The sequence below is a fragment of the Nocardia sp. CY41 genome (assembly GCF_009829325.1).
Taxonomy (GTDB): Bacteria; Actinomycetota; Actinomycetes; order Mycobacteriales; family Mycobacteriaceae; genus Nocardia.
In genome coordinates this window covers 18,046-33,819 of sequence record NZ_VUOS01000006.1, presented here as the reverse complement: position 1 = coordinate 33,819, position 15,774 = coordinate 18,046, and the positions used below count along the sequence as shown (strand labels likewise).

The following is a 15,774-nucleotide window of genomic DNA, read 5'->3' as shown; positions in this document are numbered from 1 at the left end:
CTGTCCGCCGCCGGAGCAGTGCGACGCAATCGATCGACTCGACAGAGGATGGGAGAGCGTGTGGCGAAAATGGGTAGGCGGAAACGGTCCAGGCTGATCACCAGCGGAATGCTGCGCGAGAAGCACCGGACGGACGAGCCCGGCGAACCGGCGCGCTCGGCGCCACCGACGCCGGAAGTGCACGACGAGGTGCGAACCGAAGTCGCGCTCGACCTCGACGCGCTCGCCGCGCGAGTGCGTGCGCGGCGGCGGGAGCGGAAGTGGACCCAGGCGGACGTGGCGGGCAACGGCGGCCCGCCTGCCAAGCTGGTCAGCGAGATCGAGCGGTCGCGCAACGCGTGCCCGAGCGCCGAAGTGCTCGACCGGCTCGACGCGGGACTCGAGTGGCCGCCCGGCACCAGCGCGATGATCTTGCGTGCCGAGCCGGCAAGCGAACTCGCCGCGGCGCGCTGATCGCCGAGCCGAAAGTCGGCCGGTCGGAGAATTATTCGGTATCTCCGACCGGCCGAGCCGGAACGCTCGTCGGTTGCTGTGGGCGCTGCTAGGCTGCTCAGCGACCCTGGACGACTGCTCTTGCGCCGCCGGAGTGCGCGGGTCCGGCCGTGCTGGAGGCAGGTGTGAACCCGATGAAGGATTGGACGAATGATGCAACTCCGCGGCACCACTGCGGCAGCGATACTCGCCATCGGCTCGCTCACCATCGGCGCGGGCGTCGCTCACGCCGAGCCGGCTCCCGACATCACCTACTCGGCCAAGATCGTCGAGCAGACCGTGGTCGCCGCACTCCGGGGCGGGACCTTCGAATTGGCCAAAGCGCTGCGTGATCAGCCCGCCGGTGACGAGCACGCCCGGCTGACCGAGCGCAACGGCGTGCTCATCGACGACACAGGCGCCCCGGCCGACATCGCGCAAGTGATCGACGTGGTCGACATCCGCGATCACGACGGCCACGTCGCCATGACGTTGCCGCTCGACTTCCGGATCGCGGGCGCCGCCATTGCGGTGCGTCCGGAGGTGAAAAAGGACGGCACGGTGCTGGAGCTGAAGCCGATCCGGCCGGAAGGTGTCGCGATCACCGAGCCGCTGGTCGCCACACCGGTCGCGTCGATGACCGAGAATCAGCGTGCGCGTGACGAATTCGCCGGGCAGTTCGGACTCGCCACCGCTATCGGCGGTTTCGTCGGCACCGCCATCGGCGCCACGATCGGCTGCCTGGTCACCATCGCCGTCGGTTGTGTGGCCGGCCTGCTGACCGGCGCGAGCCTCGGCGGGATCCTCGGGACCATCGCGGTCGGCGGGCCCACGCTCGTCGTGGCGGGCGTCGACCTGCTCACCACGCTGCAGGCGGCTGAGGGAACCACCCGCTTCGCCGACAAACCCGTGCAGGCCACGCCCGCGCAACCCAAGTGATTCCGTCCCGGCGGCGTGCCACGCCGCCGGGGCGAGACCTCCGACGACCGCGCCGCTACAGCGGCGCGGTCGTCGTGTTCGAGCGCCCCACGCGCTCGTCGTTGATCAGGTGATAGGCGCGCCCCAGATCGTCGAGCGCGCGCTCCCATCTGGTGTCCGCGTCGTGGCCTCGGGGATTGCGGCTGAGCAGCAGCAGGACCTCGGCCGCGTCCGCCGACCGCGCGGCGGCGTCCAACAGCACCGGCACCGGGTCCACGGTGGTGGCCGCCGCCAGTGCGCCGATCCGGTCGTGCAGCCAGTGCGCGTCGAAACGCACCTGCTCGGTGGGGTTCTCGCCGTTCACCGGAAGGGTGCTCACCGCCGCGGCCCTGGCGGCCTCCTCGTCGTCCATCGTCGTGGTGACGACCTGACGCAGCTCACTGCTCGCGATCCGGTGTAGCAAACCGATCAATAGGACGCGCTCGGCGTCCGCACCACGCAGACCCGTGTCGTCCAGCCGCCCGCCGACCTCCTCCGGGTCGACGCGCAGGATCGACAGAACCGCTCGCAACTGCGCAATCGTTACCACTTCGTCCGCCCCTCCTCATCGTCGCGGCCCCACCATCACACCTCGGCGACAGCCTGCCAAACCCGAGGCGCGTTAACCGTCCGGTAGCCCCTTTGCCGGTCCGGCGTGTCTTCGCCCTGCGGTCCAGGTCACCTCGAACCGCAGGATAAACCGGGGTCCAACTTGGGTACTCCAGACATCATGAGAGCGATACCGGCGCGGGTCACTGGTGACACGACCACGCCCGCAGTGCGCGAGTCCGAACACGGCGGTGCGATCGCGAGCACGAAATGGCGGCGGATCAGGGAGGTGATCGCCACCCGCACCGTAGCCGACGCCACGCGAGAAGTGTCGATCGAGGTGGGAAAACCCCAGATGGCACCGGGTGACACCGGCGTGGTGTGCGGATTCCGCATCCAGGGCATCGGCGAGCGGTGGGCGCACGGCGCCGATTCGATCGCCGCGCTGTACCGCGCTTTCCAGGAGATCGCTCAGGAGCTGCGGCAGGCCAACAGCCACGGCGCGCACTTCGCCGTGACCGAGCCCTCCGATCCCGGGTTCCCGGCCGCCCCCACCCGTCCGTCGCGCGCCGCCACGACGGCCGTGCAGGAACCGCAGGCTCTCATCGCGGCCCGCACGCTGCGCGATGCCGACAGCTCGTTGTCGATCATCATCGGCAGGCCCTACCTGGCGGCCGACCGGCGCAAGCATCTGTGCCGATTCCACATCAGTGAGCAGGGCGCGTCGGTGGCCAGCGGCGTCGACGAGATCCAGGCGCTGCACAACGCGATCAGCATGATCAGCGAACGCCTCGAGCTGCCGCAGGATTGGCCGGTCAGCCGCCTGTCCTGAGATCGAGACGCACAATTCCGCGGCGAACCGCCCAGCCGGTCCGGATTCGGCATCGAATCATCGGTTGGTGGATCGTCGTTCGACCGGTGCGGCATCCCGCGCCATGAGCAGTCCGGCCGCCCGTCGCCGACCTTCCGCCACGTCCTGAACCAGACCGTGGCGGAGTCGCGGCGTCGCCAGGAGGGAACTGCCCATGGAATTCATCTCGCCGGTGGACGCCCTGTTCCTCGTTGCGGAATCACGCGAGCATCCGATGCACGTCGGTTCGCTGTCGATCTTCGACCCCGCGGACGGCAGCGGGCCCGAGTTCGCCCGGCGCGCGTACGCGACGCTGGCGGCCGACCAGAACTTCCACCCCATGTTCCGCAAGCGCCCGGCCCGGTTGTTCGGCACGCCGCAGCTGGCCTGGACGGTGGACAACGCCGTCGAACTCGACTACCACGTCCAGCGCTGGGCACTGCCGGAGTCGGGCGGCTTGGACGCCATGACCGAGGTGGCCGCAGGGCTGCACAGCACCCTGCTCGACCGGCACCGGCCGCTGTGGGAAGCGCATCTGATCGAAGGGCTCGCCGGCGACCGGGTCGGCTTGTACGCCAAGATGCACCACGCGCTCATCGACGGCGTCGGCGCGCAACGGCTGTTGCAGCGCACACTCACCACCGACCCCGAGTCCGGTGAGGCGCTGGTGCCCTGGCATCTTCCGCTGTCCACCGGGCGCCGCGAGCACGAACCGGGCAAGCACACGCTCGGCACCCGGGCGCGTGCGCTGCTCGCCGCGGCGGGGTCAGCGCCTTCCGCGCTGCGCCTGGCCCGTACCGCACTGCTCGAACAGCAGTTGACGCTGCCCTTCGCCGCGCCGCGCACCATGTTCAACGTCCCGATCGGCGGCGCCCGCCGGTGCGCCGCCCGCTCCTGGCCGCTGGACCGGATCCGGCAGGTCAAGAAGATGACCGGCACCACGCTCAACGACGTGGTCCTGGCCATGTCGGCGGGCGCGCTGCGCGCCTACCTGCTCGACCATGTCGCGTTGCCGGACAAACCGCTGATCGCCATGGTGCCGGTCTCGCTGCGTCCGGAATCCGATGACGGCGCGAGCGGGGGCAACGCCGTCGCGGCGCTGCTGTGCAATCTCGCCACCGACCTGCCCGACCCGGCCGCGCGGCTGGCCGCGATCAGCTCCTCGATGCACCGCAGCAAGGAGATCTACCGCGCGCTCTCGCCCGTGCAGGCGGTCTCGCTCTCGGCGCTGACGCTGAGCCCGCTCGCCTTGTCGCTGCTGCTGCCCGCCACGGTCGCGCTGACCAGTCCGCCGTTCAACATCGTCATCTCCAATATCCCGGGGCCGCGCGAACCCCAGTACTGGAACGGCGCCCGCGTCGCCGCCAGCTATCCGCTGTCGATCCCGTTCGACGGCCAGGCGGTGAACATCACCCTCACCAGCAGCGCCGACAGTTTGGACATCGGCATCGTCGCCTGCCGCCGCAGCGTGCCCGATGTGGCCAGGCTGCTCGACCACTTGGAAACCGCGCTGACCGATCTGGAGGACACCGTCTACTAAGCGCCGGACGCTGCCGTGGTGGCGAGACCACGTCGCGCCGAGCAGGCGGTGTCAGGAGGAACTCGCCGTCCCCAGCCCGTTGATCGAGGGTGGCAGCTCCGGCTTGGTCGCGCCGGGACCGGCGAGCAGACGCTTGAGGATCTTGCCGGTGTCGCCCCGGGGCAACGCCGACAGGAAGGTGACGTCCCGCGGGACCGAGAAGCGGCTCAACCGGTTGCGGATGTAGGTGCGGACCATGTCCGAATCCAGCCCCGCCCCTTCTCTTTTCACCACGAACGCCACCAGCCGCTGACCGAACTCGTGGTCCGGCACACCCACTACCGCGACGTCGCTGACCTGCGGCAAATGCGCGAGCGCCTCTTCGACGGGACGGGGGAAGACGTTCTCGCCGCCGGAGATGATCATCTCGTCGTCCCGCCCGGCGATGAACAGCCGCCCCGCGGCGTCGAGATAGCCGAGGTCGCCGGTGTCGAGCATGCCGTGCGCCTCGTCCGGCGGCGCCGAGTTGACGTAACCGTCGAACAGCATGTGGTTGCCGACGAAGATGTGGCCGGTGGCCCCGATCGGCAGCCTGCGATGATCCGGCCCGAGTACGGCGACCTTGGTGCCCAGCGGCGGGCGTCCTGCCGTGGTCGGAGAGGTGTGCAGGTCCTCGGGTGTGGCGATCGTCGCCCACGAGACCTCGGTGGAGCCGTAGACGTTGTAGAGGACGTCGCCGTAGGCGTCCATGAAGCGCTCGACGGTCGCGCCGGCCAGCGGCGCACCACAGCTGATCATGTGCCGCAGGCTGGAGGTGTCGTAGCGGCCGCGCACGTGTGCGGGCAGATCCAGGATGCGCTGCACCATGGTCGGCACCACGATCACCGTGTTCACCTTGTGCTCGGCGATGCGGCGCAGGCAGTCCTCCGCGTCGAACCGTTCCGCGAGCACCACGGTCGCGCGCAGCGCGGTGCTCAGTTGTAATCCGGCCAGCCCCCAGGTGTGGAAGAGCGGTGCCGGGATCAGCATGGTCTCGTCCATCTGCATCGGGATGCGCGACAGCAAGGCCGCGATAGACCCGAAGCCCTTCGGATGCGGCCTGCGCGCTCCCTTCGGCGTCCCGCTGGTGCCCGAGGTGAGCACGATGAGCCGGCCCGGCTGGGCAGGCGTGCGAAAGGTCGTGTGCCCCTCGGCCACGAGTTGGTTCACGGTCGTCCGGTCCGGCACCGGGGGGCGTTCGTCGGTGTTGTAGCGCGGGATGTCGGCGTGCAGATAGCGCACCAACTCCTCCAGGTCACCGTCGACGAACAATGCCGACAGCCGGTCGCGCTGGACGATTTCCTCGATGGTGCGGCCCGCGAGCCCGGAATTGAGCAGCGCCACGTCCACGCCCAATTTGCCTGCGGCGACCATGCATTCGACCATGGCCGCGTGATTGCGCGCCAGCAGGCCGATGGCGTCACCCGGACCGAGGTCGTGCGCGGCCATCGCACCGGCCAGCGCGTTGGTCCGCTCGTGCATGTCGGCGAAGGACCGGGTGCCGCGATCGTCGATGACGGCGATGCGCTCCGGCGTGGACGCCGCTCCCGCCGCGTACCCGCCTGCCAGGTTGAACCCCCACTTCGCCAGCGAGCGCAGCTGTTTGAAGCTGCGATCCAGACGCACCGGCAGCACGACGCTGGTGGCCACCATCTGCCGCGCCACGCCCGCATTGCGCCGGATCGGCGAATCCTCCCGTTGACGACCAAGGACGTCCGCGCGCCCTTGGCGACGTCGGCCACCCGCTTCAGCCCGCTCTTGGTCCAGTCCGCGATCGCCACGTTGGACAACTCGGCCACGCGCGGATGCACCCGGCTCGGCGCGAAATAGGTGACCGTGACTTTGGTGCGCTCTTCGTCGCCGTGCAGCCGCACCGACGCGAAGCTGCCCAGCGCGGCGTACTGCATCTCGAAACTCTCATACCACCGGCCCACGCTCAACCGGATCTGGTGGGTGCGGATGCCGGACCGATAGGTGCCGACGCGCATCTGCCAGACCACGGCGCCGTCGGCCGACTGGATCTGCTCGCACGCACCGATACCGGTGAACATGCGCGGATACGTCTGCGGTTCGAGCAGCAGATCCCAGATGGTCTTGCGGGCGATCGCGAACTCGGCGACCACATCGATGACATCGGTAACCAACTTGTGCACTTCTCGTCGGCCGGTTCGAAGAACTTCGGGTCGGCGGGTAGCTCCTTTGTAACGTCAGTCACAGATAAATTCAAGTAGCCCCCGACTCGTCGCCACTACCAGCGATACGCAGGGAATACGCTGCGATTGCCCAGCATTCACCTGCGCCTGGGAACCGGCCCAAAGCACGCGCGCCGCGCCTGTGAATCAGCCCAACGATCACCGAAACGTCCGCCGGGCGCGACGACCGGTCCTAACGTCGCAGACGCCTGCTCGGCAGGACCGCACGCTGGCTGGAGAGGTTATGGACGACAAGCCCGCACGACGAATCGCGCACTCCCGCGCCGAAGAGATCCTCGATTTCTTCGGCAAATGCCGAGCGTGTGGCTATCCCGCTTACGCGGCCACCACCACCATGCGCTACGACGACGGCGGTATGGAGACCAAGGTCATCGCCAGTTGCGCCCTGCCGTGCGGCTGGACGGGCGAGGTCTCCGCCACGCCGATGACCGAGTCGGCCGCCCGGCCGGGCACCTAGGCGGACTCAGGCGGCGCGCGACGCGAGTTCGTCGGAACCGAGCGCGCGCTCGCGCAGGTTGCCCAGAATCCGGGCGAGGATGCGCGAGACCTGCATCTGGGAGACGCCCAGCTGCTCGGCGATCTGGCTCTGGGTCCGGGACTCGTAGAAGCGCATGATCAGCACCTGCCGATCGCGCGGCGGCAGCTCGGCGATCAGGGGACGCACCGCCATCGCCTGCTCCAGCAGGTTGTAGCACGGTTCCTCGGCCCCGAGCGTGTCGGCGAGCGACTGCGGCGCACCCTCGGCGTCCTCTCGGCCGCCGGTGTCCAGCGAGTTGGTCTGATAGGCGTTGCTCGCGATGAGCGCTTGGGTGACCTCACCCAGTTCGACGTCCAGCTCTTCGGCGATCTCCCTGGCCGTCGGCATCCGGCCGAGGCGGTGCGACAGTGCTTCGGTGGCGGGGCCGACGCGCAGCTGAATCTCCTTGAGCCGCCGCGGCACTCGCAACGACCACGTGTTGTCGCGGAAATGCCTGCGGACTTCGCCCATGATCGTGGGAACCGCGAACCCGAGGAACGAACTGCCGCGCGAGACATCGAACCGATCCACCGCGAGCACCAGCCCGACCCGCGCGATCTGCAACAGGTCCTCGTATGCCTCACCACGGCCGGAGAACTTGCGGGCGATGTGCTCGGCGAGCGGAAGACAGCGCCGCGTCACCTCCTCGCGCAGCGCGGCGCGATGGGGATCACCATCCTTCATCGCGGCCATCTTCTCGAACCACGGCTCGATGTTGTCGTAACTGTCGCCCGCGCGGGTACGGCTCGCCGTATCATTTCCGTCGGTCGTGAACTCACGTGTCATCAAATGGTCCTCGTTCCCAACTGAATTCGATAACGGTCGGGTACCCGCCGAGATCGGAATCAAAAGGGTCACGGGAAATCGACCGGGAACTGGTGAGCATGCGGACCAATTCCCAGCTCAACGGGTCGCTTTCGACCTCGGCCACGGCGACCGCGTCGACGCGCACGCTCATCCGGCCCAGGCCGTAGGTGAACGCGCAGCCGAGCGTCGAGCCGGGGACGGCGGCCGCGATCAGCATCGTGGCCGACTCGTTCATCGCCAGACGGATGTCCGCGGCCGCGTCCAGCGGCACCTCGGCGACCAGGCAGACGGTGTCGCTCAACGCGCGGATCAAGGCCAGGTGTCGCGCGTCGGCAGGGATCCGCACCGCGACCGTGGTGGTGTCGGTGGCGGGCGCGCCGAACGCGCACGTGATGACCCGCATCAGGCCGTGGCGAGCTGTGCTTGCCACATCCAGTGCAACTGCTCCAGCCGGGCCGCGATCGCGAGGAACAGATCCTGGGTCACCGGATCGGCTTTCTCGGTCGCCGCGATCCGCTCACGGAGCCGCTTGATCACGGCGGCGAGGTTGCCGACGATCGTGTCGATGATGTCGGTGTCCTGCTGCCAGCCCTCGCCGATGCCGAGCGCGCCGGAATCCTTGGCCACGGTCGCGGCGCGCCCGTCGGGGCTGACGCCGACGGCGGTGGCGCGTTCCGCGGCCGCGTCGGTGAACTCCCGCGCTGCGGTCACCAACTCGTCCAACGCCAGATGCACCGATCGGAAGTTGGAGCCGACCACGTTCCAGTGCGCCTGCTTCGCGATCAGCGACAGGTCGATCAGGTCGACCACCGTCCCCTGCAGAGTCTCGCCCGCGATGCGCTGCTGCTCCGGGTCCAACGTACTGGTGATGGGTTGGGACATCGTCTCGAACCTTTCTGCCGTCGATCGGGTCATCGACGGTCTACCCAGTCGTGCCGCACTAAACCGTCCGGTAGAGTGCCCAGCCGGAAAAGCGGGGCGATCGCCCCGGCTCGCGGTGCGGCCTGGCCGCTCGACCTGTCCGAGCGGAGCAGGGCACGAACAGGCTGGTGGAACCGATGCCGACACCGCGCGGCCGACCGAGCAGAGTGACGCCACACGGTGGCGATCGGCAGCGAAGTGACCGAACTCGCACCAGCCCCGCTGCCGCGCGGGCGGGCCGTTCGGCCTCGTCCGGAGCGGCATGCCAGCGCCGCACCACGGTGCTGATCCGCACGTGGGCGACCGGCTCGGACAGCTCGACGCACCGAGGCCGCGCCGCCCGATCCGGGACCGTCGCTGCACTATGGTGTGATCCACACAACACGGGGAGGTGCGTGATGCCGGAGCGGACGTCGACGCCCCTGCGGGCAGCGACGATGGCGGAATTCGCCGGTCGCCTCTCGACACCGAGGTACGACCGATCCCGGATCTCGACGGGCATAGTGCATTTCGGCGTCGGCGGTTTCCATCGGGCGCACCAGGCGATGTACGTCGACCGCTTGCTCGAACGCGGGCTCGGGCAGGATTGGGGCATCTGCGGGGTCGGCGTCCTGCCCGGTGATCGCCGGATGCGCGACGTGCTCCGGGCGCAGGACGGCTTGTACACGCTGTCGACGGTCGGCGCGGACGGCACGTGGACCACACGCACGATCGGCTCTCTCGTCGAGTACGAATATGCGCCGGACGATCCGGAGGCCGTCGTGGCGAAACTCGCCGACCCCGCCACCCGGATCGTCTCGCTCACCATCACCGAAGGTGGCTACCACATCGCCGCCGCCACCGGGGAATTCGACGCCGACGATCCCGGCATCCGCGCCGATCTCGCCGGGAACGGGGCGCCGGTGACCGTTTTCGGGTTCGTCACCGAAGCGCTGGCCCGGCGCCGATCCCGCGGGGTCGCGCCGTTCACCGTGCTGTCATGCGACAACATCGAGGGCAACGGGAACGTCGCGCGGCGGATGTTCGGCGCGTTCGCCGGGCTGCGCGATCCCGGACTCGGCTCCTGGGTGGCCGAGCAGGTGCGCTTCCCCAATTCGATGGTGGACCGGATCACGCCGGTGACCCCCGCCGGAGCGACCGGCGAGATCGAGCGTCGCTACGGACTCACCGATCGGTGGCCGGTGGTGACCGAACCGTTCGTCCAGTGGGTGCTGGAGGATTCGTTCGGACTCGGCCGACCGGCCTTCGAGGAAGTCGGAGTCCAGATCGTCGACGACGTCACCCCGTACGAACTGATGAAACTTCGGTTGCTCAACGCGAGCCATCAAGCGCTGTGCTACTTCGGCTACCTGAGCGGCTACCGGCTGGTGCACGAAGCCGCGCAGGACCCGGCCTTCCGGCGCTTCTTGCTGCGCTATATGGACACCGAGGCGACACCGACGTTGCGCCCGGTGCCCGGAGTCGACCTGGACGACTACAAGCGGACGCTGCTCGACCGGTTCGCCAACCCCGCGATCGGCGACACCATCGCCCGGCTGTGCGCGGAATCCTCCGACCGGATTCCGAAGTGGCTGCTGCCGGTGGTCCGGACCCAGCTCGCCACCGGCGGGAACATCGAGTGCGCGGCGGCGGTCGTCGCGAGCTGGGCGCGCTACGCCGAGGGCGTCGACGAGCACGGCGAGCCGATCGAGATCGTCGACCGGCTGCGTGACCGGCTGATTCCACTCGCCCGGCGGGAGCGCGAGCAGCCCGCCGCCTTCCTCGGCGAGCGCTCGCTGTTCGGCGACCTGATCGACCACCCCCGGTTCGTCGCCGCCTACTCGGCCGCTCTGCGCAGCCTGCGCACCCGGGGAGCGCACGCCACCGTGGCGGAGCTGGCTCGCTAACGCGGGGTGACGCGGGCGACGGCGCGGCAGTCCGCACCCACGGCGAACCACACGTCCAGGCTCGATTCCCCGCGCCGCGCGACGAGCTCGACGTCCTCGCCGGACCGCACCGGCTTCCCGTATTCGACCACCACGCGGTGCGGCCCGGACTTCAGTTCGGCGTGATCGGCGAGCACCTCTTCGAGCGCGGTGAGGTAGACGGCATTGTTCATATGGTCGAGCAGGTCGATATCGGTGACCCGCAGCGGGAACGGCCGGATCTGCACGCCGGGCTCACCGGCCGTCGGCATGGGCTCGGTGAGTTCGGCCTGCCAGCGCAGCCGATGCTCGGTGGTGCACGCCAGCATGGGCGCGAGGAACCGGTCGCTCATCCGGGTCGGAACGCCCGATTCCGTGCCGAAGTGGATCAGGAAACTCTCGGTCTCCACGAGGCCGCCCGCGCTGCCGCAGATCTGCACCCGCATCGCGCACCACCGGGTGGACGTGGCCGAGGGCCAGCGCCGCAGCGTCGCCCATTCGCCGAACCCGAGTGGTTTGAGCGCATCGATCACCGTCCGGCGGATCACCCACAATCGGTGGATATCGCCGTCCTCCAAGACGTCGAGATGGTCGTAACCGACGTCCTGGAGATAGCGCGCGACACCGTCGAGCCGCAGGCGCTGGTCGCGGTCGGTGTCGGCGAGACGCACGGGCCATCCCGTCTCGAAGGGAGTGAGGACGGCCGGCGGTTCCGGCAGCACGCTGGGAATGACCATGACCGGATGATGCCAGCTATTTGCCAGCCCGGCGATGAGTACGCGCATATCGTCATCTATACGAGAAGATGAGCGGTTTGATTAGTAATTTTCATGAAACATGTCGCACCGAAGGCGAGTCGCCAATTATTAGCTCGTGATCGGATGGTGGTTGCGTTGTCTACGCTGGGCCCCGTGTGCGCCGCCCCTTCGGCGAGGACGCGTGCCGGATCCGGAAACGGGGCAAGCTCCCCCGGCACGCCCGAGTTGCCGGATCGGCCGCCCTGAGGAGCTTCAGCGGCCGCACGGACGTAACCGAGGATCATCCGCCGAGCACTCCACACGAGGCACCGTGACCGCCTACTTCCTCGACCGATCCCGCTTCTCCCGCACACGCACCGAGATGCGGACCGGCGAACCGGCGAAGCCGAACTCCTCGCGCAACCTGCGTTCCAGGAAGCGCCGGTAACCCGCCTCCAGGAACCCGGTGGTGAACAGCACGAACGTCGGCGGCCGAGTGGTCGCCTGGGTGGCGAACAGCACGCGCGGCAGCCTGCCGCCGCGCATCGGCGGCGGGGTCGCGGCGGTCACTTCCTTCAGCCAGGTGTTGAGCCTGCCCGTCGAAATGCGCTTGTCCCAGGACTCGAGCGCGGTCTCCATGGCGGGCACCAGCTTCTGCACCGCGCGACCGGTCTGCGCGGAGATGTTCACCCGCTGCGCCCACGGCACCCGCACCAGCTCGCGGTCGACCTCACGCTCCAGTTGCAGGCGGCGATCCTCGTCGACCAGGTCCCACTTGTTGAACGCCAGCACCAGCGCCCGTCCGGAGTCGGCGACCATGCTGATCACTCGCAGGTCCTGTTCGGTGATCGGCTGCGAGGCGTCGATCAGCATGATCGCCACCTCCGAGGCCTCCAGCGCGGACTTGGTGCGCAGCGAGGCGTAGAACTCGGTGCCGCTGGCGTTGGCGACCTTGCGGCGCAGCCCGGCGGTATCGATGAATTTCCAGACCTTGCCGCCCAGTTCGACGAGGGAGTCGACCGGATCCACCGTGGTGCCCGCGACATCGTGCACCACCGAGCGCTCGTCGTCGGCCAGCTTGTTCAGCAGGCTCGACTTGCCGACGTTCGGCTTGCCGACCAGCGCCACCCGGCGCGGGCCCGCGCCGCCGGTCCCTTCGCGCGGCGTCTCGGGCAGCACCTGGAGCACGTCGTCGAGCAGGTCGCCGGTGCCGCGGCCGTGCGCGGCGCTGACCATGCGCGGCTCGCCCAATCCGAGCGACCACAGCGCCGCCGCTTCCGCTTCCACCCGCTGGTCGTCGACCTTGTTCGCGACCAGGATGACCGGGACCGCGGAACGCCGCAGTTTCTTCACCGCCGCCTCGTCGGTGGCGGTGGCGCCCACGACGGCGTCGACCACGAGCAGGATCGCGTCGGCGGTCTGCATGGCCAGTTCGGCCTGACGGGCCACCGATTGCTGCAACCCCTTGGCGTCGGGCTCCCAGCCGCCGGTGTCCTGGACCAGGAATCGGCGGCCTGCCCAGTTCGCCTCGTAGGACACGCGGTCGCGGGTCACGCCGGGAATGTCCTCCACGACCGCCTCACGGCGGCCGAGGATCCGGTTCACCAGCGTCGATTTGCCCACGTTCGGGCGGCCGACCACCGCTAGCGTCGGCATCGCGACGTGTTGCGCGTCCTCGAATTCGCCCTCGAGCTCGGCCAGCTCCCAGTCGGCCTCGTCGCTCCAGACGCCGTCGCCTGCCAGCACGTCCTCGTTCATCGGTCTCCTCCGGCCCCGTACGCCGAGACCTGCTCCGCGACAACGCGATACAGCTCGTCGATGACCTCGTCCATGGACAGTTCGCTGGTGTCGACGTCCACCGCGTCCTCGGCCGGGCGCAGCGGGGACACCTTGCGGGTCGAGTCGAGGGTGTCGCGGCGCTGCACGTCGGCGAGCACGCCCGCGTAGTCGTCGCCCCGGCCCTCGGCGATGTTCTGCTGATTGCGCCGGTGTGCCCGCGCCTCGGCGGAGGCGGTCAGGTAGATCTTGGCGTCCGCGGCGGGCAGCACGACGGTGCCGATGTCGCGGCCCTCCACCACGATCCGCCCCGCGGCCGTCGTGATGTCGCGCTGCATGGCGACCAGCAGCTCGCGCACCTCCGGCACCGCGGAGACCGCCGAAACGGCCTTGGTGACGGCGTCACCGCGGATCTCCGACCGCACGTCCTCGCCGTCGAGTTCGATCACCTCGCGACTGGGATCGGTGCCGATCGACAGCGGCAGTTCCTTGACCGCGGCGGCGATGGCCGCCGTGTCGGTCAGCTCGATGCCGGCGCGCAGCACGCGCAGCGTCGCCACGCGGTACATGGCGCCGGTGTCGAGGTACCTGGCTCCGAGCCGGGTGGCCAGCCGCCGCGACACACTCGACTTACCGGTGCCCGACGGCCCGTCCATGGCGACCACCAGCGGGCTCGTACCGGCCATCCGCGCCGGCGCCTGCACCGGGATCTCCACACCGTTCACAACGACACCGCCTCGTAGAGTTTGCCGATTTCATCACGGCCGAGCACCCGCAGAGTGCCGGGCCGTTGGTCGCCCAGCGCGACCGGACCGATATGGGTGCGCACCAGCCGGACGACCGGATGGCCCACCGCGTCGAGCAGGCGCCGCACGATGTGCTTGCGCCCCTCGTGCAACACCACCTTCACCAGGGAACGTCCCTCCCCCAGTTCGAGCACCTGGAAGCGGTCGACCTTGGCGGGACCGTCCTCCAGCTCTACGCCTTCGCGCAACCGCTTGGCGACCGCGCGGTTGTTCACCTCGCCGTGCACCGTCGCCAGATAGGTCTTCGAGACCTCGAAGGACGGATGCATGAGCCGGTGCGCCAGATCGCCGTCGTTGGTGAGCAGCAGCAGGCCCTCGGTGTCCGCGTCCAGCCTTCCGACGTGGAAGAGGCGCTGCCCCGCGGCGACCCGCTCCGCCACGATGTCGCCGACGCAGGGGCGCCCCAGATCGTCGGACATGGTGGACTGCCAGCCCTTGGGCTTGTTCAGCGCGACGTGCACGAGTTCCTCGCGCACCATCACGCGGGTGCCGTCGACGCGCACCACGGCGTGCTGCGGGTCGATGCGCAGGCCCTGCTCGCGCACGATCATGCCGTCGACTTCCACGCGGCCCTGCGCGATCATCTCCTCGGCGGCCCGCCGCGATGCGACGCCCGCCTTGGCGAGGACCTTCTGCAACCGCTCCCCCTCGCCCCACGGGAGCTTGGTGTGGCCACCGGATTCGGCGGCCTCCACGTTCTGGTGGCGCGCGGGCTTGGCATTGCTCAGCAGCGGCGGTTGCACGGCCTGGCGCTGCGGCTTGGGCTTCTTCTTACCGGCCGCGGCCGTGTGCCGCTGCGGGTTGGGAGCCTGCCCCGATCCGCGCTGCGCCAGTCCACGGCCTGCGCCACCCTGCTGGGCGCCACGGGCGGTGGCCCCCCGTTGGGCCGAACGCGCGTCGCGCGAACTCGAGCCGCGGCCTGCGCCGCCCCGTTCGGGCTGGGCGCCGCGTTTCCTACGATCCGGTGTGCCATCTCGGCGAGCGGGCGTATTCATGATGTCCTGTCACTCTTCGGTGCCGAGGTCCAAATCGGCCTCGGCGGGTTTCTTCAGCCTGGTGTACCGGGGGTCGGTCTCCAGGCTCTCGTTGATCTCGTCGATCAGGTCGACGCCCGGAAGCAGGGGCGCCAGCGGCGGCAGGTCGCTCAGCGAAGCGAGCCCGATCCGTTCCAGGAACAGTTCGGTGGTGCGGTACAGCGTCCCGTTGGTCTCCGGGTCGACGCCTGCCTCGGCGATCAGGCCCCTGGCCAGCAGCGTGCGCATCACCCCGTCGACGTTCACGCCGCGCACCGCGCTGACCCTGGTCCTGGTCACCGGCTGACGGTATGCCACCACCGCCAGCGTCTCCAACGCCGCCCGGGTCAGTTTCGACCGGGAGCCGTCGAGCAGCATCCGCTCCACATACGGCGCGTACTCGCTGCGAGTATAGAAGCGCCAGCCGTCGCCGACGAAACGCAGATCTATCCCGCTGGAGCGCGCCGACAGCTCGGCGGACATCGCGCGCAGGGTGTGCTCGACGCGCTCCGCGGTGTCGCCGAGCGCGGTCGCGAGCTGGTCAGCCGGTGCGGGCGAGTCGACGACCAGCAGCATGGCCTCCAGCGCCGAACGGAGTTCGTCGTCCGCGAGCGGCTCGGGGGTGAGTTCCACCACTGCCTCGCTCATGACCGAGCCTCGCCGGAGCCCGGCCCCGTCGTGCGCGATCGCGCGCT

18 protein-coding genes are annotated in these 15,774 nt (G+C 69.3%); 8 read left to right on the top strand and 10 right to left on the bottom strand.

What is annotated here, in order from left to right:
- The first annotated feature begins 69 nt into the window (after positions 1–69).
- Together GVY64_RS06830 and GVY64_RS06825 are read left to right on the top strand one after the other, a co-directional pair.
- The gene (locus tag GVY64_RS06830) at positions 70–453 is read left to right on the top strand and encodes a helix-turn-helix domain-containing protein (RefSeq protein WP_159839736.1); all 384 of its coding nucleotides are present in this window, start codon (positions 70–72) and stop codon (positions 451–453) included.
- A gap of 189 nt (positions 454–642) precedes the next feature.
- Positions 643–1,410, top strand: a complete 768-nt coding sequence (locus GVY64_RS06825; protein WP_236566666.1) for a hypothetical protein — start codon at positions 643–645, stop codon at positions 1,408–1,410.
- A 55-nt stretch (positions 1,411–1,465) separates the two neighbouring features.
- Here GVY64_RS06825 and GVY64_RS06820 read toward each other — a convergent pair whose 3' ends face one another.
- Positions 1,466–1,960, bottom strand: coding sequence for a hypothetical protein (locus GVY64_RS06820; RefSeq protein ID WP_159839735.1), 495 nt, complete (start codon positions 1,958–1,960; stop codon positions 1,466–1,468).
- Positions 1,961–2,158: 198 nt separating this feature from the next.
- Between GVY64_RS06820 and GVY64_RS06815 the strand changes: the two genes are divergently transcribed.
- Complete coding sequence (locus tag GVY64_RS06815) at positions 2,159–2,809, top strand: DUF6968 family protein (RefSeq protein ID WP_159839734.1); 651 nt, start codon at positions 2,159–2,161, stop codon at positions 2,807–2,809.
- A 193-nt stretch (positions 2,810–3,002) separates the two neighbouring features.
- Entirely contained in the window at positions 3,003–4,367 is a 1,365-nt protein-coding gene (locus tag GVY64_RS06810) for a WS/DGAT/MGAT family O-acyltransferase (RefSeq protein WP_159839733.1), read from the top strand.
- Between the two features lie 51 nt (positions 4,368–4,418).
- Here GVY64_RS06810 and GVY64_RS06805 read toward each other — a convergent pair whose 3' ends face one another.
- On the bottom strand, positions 4,419–6,038 hold the full coding sequence (locus GVY64_RS06805) for an AMP-binding protein (protein WP_328820881.1): 1,620 nt from the start codon (positions 6,036–6,038) through the stop codon (positions 4,419–4,421).
- 45 nt (positions 6,039–6,083) lie between these two features.
- Here GVY64_RS06805 and GVY64_RS38870 point away from each other — a divergent pair, with 45 nt between their 5' ends.
- From GVY64_RS38870 to GVY64_RS06800, 3 genes are all read left to right on the top strand, one after another.
- Entirely contained in the window at positions 6,084–6,215 is a 132-nt protein-coding gene (locus GVY64_RS38870) for a hypothetical protein (RefSeq protein WP_328820880.1), read from the top strand.
- A 119-nt stretch (positions 6,216–6,334) separates the two neighbouring features.
- Positions 6,335–6,616, top strand: coding sequence for a hypothetical protein (locus GVY64_RS37680; protein WP_236566706.1), 282 nt, complete (start codon positions 6,335–6,337; stop codon positions 6,614–6,616).
- A gap of 205 nt (positions 6,617–6,821) precedes the next feature.
- Complete coding sequence (locus GVY64_RS06800; RefSeq protein ID WP_159839732.1) at positions 6,822–7,055, top strand: hypothetical protein; 234 nt, start codon at positions 6,822–6,824, stop codon at positions 7,053–7,055.
- Between the two features lie 6 nt (positions 7,056–7,061).
- On the opposite strand, the gene GVY64_RS06795 is transcribed toward GVY64_RS06800, so the two are convergent.
- The 3 genes from GVY64_RS06795 to GVY64_RS06785 are packed head-to-tail and all read right to left on the bottom strand — an operon-like array spanning position 7,062 to position 8,804.
- On the bottom strand, positions 7,062–7,901 hold the full coding sequence (locus tag GVY64_RS06795; protein ID WP_159839731.1) for an RNA polymerase sigma factor SigF: 840 nt from the start codon (positions 7,899–7,901) through the stop codon (positions 7,062–7,064).
- Positions 7,891–8,325 carry an anti-sigma factor gene (locus GVY64_RS06790; RefSeq protein WP_159839730.1) on the bottom strand — a complete coding sequence of 145 codons (435 nt, stop codon included), beginning with the start codon at positions 8,323–8,325 and terminating at the stop codon, positions 7,891–7,893. Before GVY64_RS06790 ends, GVY64_RS06795 begins: the two co-directional genes overlap by 11 nt.
- Positions 8,325–8,804 carry a Dps family protein gene (locus GVY64_RS06785; protein WP_159839729.1) on the bottom strand — a complete coding sequence of 160 codons (480 nt, stop codon included), beginning with the start codon at positions 8,802–8,804 and terminating at the stop codon, positions 8,325–8,327. The genes GVY64_RS06790 and GVY64_RS06785 overlap by 1 nt, the downstream gene beginning before the upstream one ends.
- Before the next feature lie 476 nt (positions 8,805–9,280).
- On the opposite strand from GVY64_RS06785, the gene GVY64_RS06780 reads away from it, so the two are divergent.
- Positions 9,281–10,729 (top strand): mannitol dehydrogenase family protein, encoded by a 1,449-nt coding sequence (locus tag GVY64_RS06780; RefSeq protein WP_159840050.1) that lies wholly within the window; start codon positions 9,281–9,283, stop codon positions 10,727–10,729.
- Here GVY64_RS06780 and GVY64_RS06775 read toward each other — a convergent pair.
- From GVY64_RS06775 to scpB, 5 genes are all read right to left on the bottom strand, one after another.
- Positions 10,726–11,484, bottom strand: a complete 759-nt coding sequence (locus tag GVY64_RS06775; RefSeq protein WP_159839728.1) for an acyl-[acyl-carrier-protein] thioesterase — start codon at positions 11,482–11,484, stop codon at positions 10,726–10,728. The two genes, GVY64_RS06780 and GVY64_RS06775, sit on opposite strands and share 4 nt — an antisense overlap.
- Before the next feature lie 339 nt (positions 11,485–11,823).
- Positions 11,824–13,242, bottom strand: a complete 1,419-nt coding sequence (der, locus tag GVY64_RS06770; RefSeq protein ID WP_159839727.1) for a ribosome biogenesis GTPase Der — start codon at positions 13,240–13,242, stop codon at positions 11,824–11,826.
- Positions 13,239–13,946 carry a (d)CMP kinase gene (cmk, locus tag GVY64_RS06765; RefSeq protein WP_159840049.1) on the bottom strand — a complete coding sequence of 236 codons (708 nt, stop codon included), beginning with the start codon at positions 13,944–13,946 and terminating at the stop codon, positions 13,239–13,241. Before cmk ends, der begins: the two co-directional genes overlap by 4 nt.
- 35 nt (positions 13,947–13,981) lie before the next feature.
- Positions 13,982–15,061: a pseudouridine synthase gene (locus GVY64_RS06760; RefSeq protein WP_159839726.1), complete on the bottom strand. Its 1,080-nt coding sequence runs from the start codon at positions 15,059–15,061 to the stop codon at positions 13,982–13,984.
- Between the two features lie 9 nt (positions 15,062–15,070).
- Positions 15,071–15,727 carry an SMC-Scp complex subunit ScpB gene (scpB, locus tag GVY64_RS06755; protein ID WP_159839725.1) on the bottom strand — a complete coding sequence of 219 codons (657 nt, stop codon included), beginning with the start codon at positions 15,725–15,727 and terminating at the stop codon, positions 15,071–15,073.
- Positions 15,728–15,774: the final 47 nt, after the last annotated feature.

What these genes read in the sequence shown, in the direction of transcription:
- GVY64_RS06830 (WP_159839736.1), top strand. Translation starts at nt 70, where the DNA reads ATGGGTAGGCGGAAACGGTCCAGGCTGATCACCAGCGGAATGCTGCGC.
- GVY64_RS06825 (WP_236566666.1), top strand. Translation starts at nt 643, where the DNA reads ATGATGCAACTCCGCGGCACCACTGCGGCAGCGATACTCGCCATCGGC.
- GVY64_RS06815 (WP_159839734.1), top strand. Translation starts at nt 2,159, where the DNA reads ATGAGAGCGATACCGGCGCGGGTCACTGGTGACACGACCACGCCCGCA.
- GVY64_RS06810 (WP_159839733.1), top strand. Translation starts at nt 3,003, where the DNA reads ATGGAATTCATCTCGCCGGTGGACGCCCTGTTCCTCGTTGCGGAATCA.
- GVY64_RS06805 (WP_328820881.1), bottom strand. Translation starts at nt 6,038, where the DNA reads ATGGTGGCCACCAGCGTCGTGCTGCCGGTGCGTCTGGATCGCAGCTTC.
- GVY64_RS06800 (WP_159839732.1), top strand. Translation starts at nt 6,822, where the DNA reads ATGGACGACAAGCCCGCACGACGAATCGCGCACTCCCGCGCCGAAGAG.
- GVY64_RS06795 (WP_159839731.1), bottom strand. Translation starts at nt 7,901, where the DNA reads ATGACACGTGAGTTCACGACCGACGGAAATGATACGGCGAGCCGTACC.
- GVY64_RS06790 (WP_159839730.1), bottom strand. Translation starts at nt 8,325, where the DNA reads ATGCGGGTCATCACGTGCGCGTTCGGCGCGCCCGCCACCGACACCACC.
- GVY64_RS06785 (WP_159839729.1), bottom strand. Translation starts at nt 8,804, where the DNA reads ATGTCCCAACCCATCACCAGTACGTTGGACCCGGAGCAGCAGCGCATC.
- GVY64_RS06780 (WP_159840050.1), top strand. Translation starts at nt 9,281, where the DNA reads ATGGCGGAATTCGCCGGTCGCCTCTCGACACCGAGGTACGACCGATCC.
- GVY64_RS06775 (WP_159839728.1), bottom strand. Translation starts at nt 11,484, where the DNA reads ATGGTCATTCCCAGCGTGCTGCCGGAACCGCCGGCCGTCCTCACTCCC.
- der (WP_159839727.1), bottom strand. Translation starts at nt 13,242, where the DNA reads ATGAACGAGGACGTGCTGGCAGGCGACGGCGTCTGGAGCGACGAGGCC.
- cmk (WP_159840049.1), bottom strand. Translation starts at nt 13,946, where the DNA reads ATGGCCGGTACGAGCCCGCTGGTGGTCGCCATGGACGGGCCGTCGGGC.
- GVY64_RS06760 (WP_159839726.1), bottom strand. Translation starts at nt 15,061, where the DNA reads ATGAATACGCCCGCTCGCCGAGATGGCACACCGGATCGTAGGAAACGC.
- scpB (WP_159839725.1), bottom strand. Translation starts at nt 15,727, where the DNA reads ATGAGCGAGGCAGTGGTGGAACTCACCCCCGAGCCGCTCGCGGACGAC.